Source organism: Nonomuraea cavernae, from assembly GCF_040655715.1.
GTDB classification, from domain to species: Bacteria; Actinomycetota; Actinomycetes; order Streptosporangiales; family Streptosporangiaceae; genus Nonomuraea; species Nonomuraea cavernae_A.
Window position 1 is genome coordinate 1 of record NZ_JBFAKL010000083.1, and the last position, 1,227, is coordinate 1,227.

The window sequence follows — 1,227 nt, forward strand, 5'->3', positions numbered from 1 at the left end:
CAAGCTCGTCGAGCGGCCGGACGAGACGTCCCCAGAAGGGCGGCCATCCGTCGCTGCTTAAAGCTTTTGATCCACAGGTATTGACGATTGCTCCGGTTCCTGAAATGGCCTGCTCGTCCTCACGAGGCTGCCCGCGTGAGGACAGCATGATCTGAACCTCGTAGCTCGACAGCCGCCGATCCCCATCGCCTACGCGTACGAAGCTGCCCTTGGTCATCCCGGCACCCTTGTAGAAACACGGTCGCTGGGCCGGATCCAGTTCGGGGACTTCTGCCACGATGATCTTCACACCTTCGAAGTCGTGGACGCGGATCAACGGCCGCAGAGCGGGTTCCATGTCAGTGGAGCAGAGCGAGGCCAGGTCGTTGGAAAGCTTGGAAGCATCACGTACACCCGTTGCTGAGAATCCCGTGCTCTCGCTCAGTCCGAGGATGAGCACACCACCGTGAGTGTTGGCGAAGGCAGAGAGCGTCTCCCGGATCGTCTTCGGCAGCTCGCGCTGGGACTGCTTCACTTCCACGTCGGAGACGTCCCCGCCGAGAACGCGGAGGTTGGCAATGATCTCGGAGAGCTCTTCGTCGAGCACCTTGTACTCCCTGAGCAGCGTGGACGAACATGCTAGTTAGCATGCTAGTTAGCATGTCTCAGCTAGGTGGGACTGTCGGGAGTTTTCGGCTCTGGACAGACCCTGCGCGATCTACGCATCCAAGAAGATTGCGCCGGTGGGGAGCCGTAGCCGCGTCTCATACGGGATTGAGCGCGCTGGCGAGGCGGTTCGGCCGCCGACTCGCATTATCCCTACAGAACTTGATCGTCATGGGTTGAGGCTGGCCATCGGTGTTGCGGCAGCAGAAGGCGATGGCTGACGGAGGAACTGCGCGGCGACGAGGCCGAGCCAGGACCATCCTTCGACAATGGCGACGCGTTGGGCGAGACCGAACGGTGGCAATCCCCTGAAACCGTGGAGACGTTTCTATGCGGCGATGGCCTTCTGTGTCCTGCTCCTGGCTGCCGTTCGGGCGGCCTTGATCAACTGTTCGTAGACGGTCGGAGGTAGCCCGTCGGCGGCACTGTGCCTGCGCCGGGTGTTGTAGAAGTCAGCGATCCAGGTGGCGATCTGTAGGCGGGCCTCCTGGTACTACATCCGTAGATCGCGCGGTAATGGGTCGCCTCGTCGGCGGTAGTGGCTGATCAGAGCGCGGGTTTGGTGGGTTTGCCGGAATCTGG

1 protein-coding gene is annotated in these 1,227 nt (G+C 61.5%); it reads right to left on the minus strand.

Annotation, left to right across the window (positions count from 1 at the left end):
* On the minus strand, positions 1 to 586 hold a 586-nt coding region (locus AB0I38_RS40320), incomplete at its 3' end, for an AlbA family DNA-binding domain-containing protein (RefSeq protein WP_358496224.1).
* Positions 587 to 1,227: the final 641 nt, after the last annotated feature.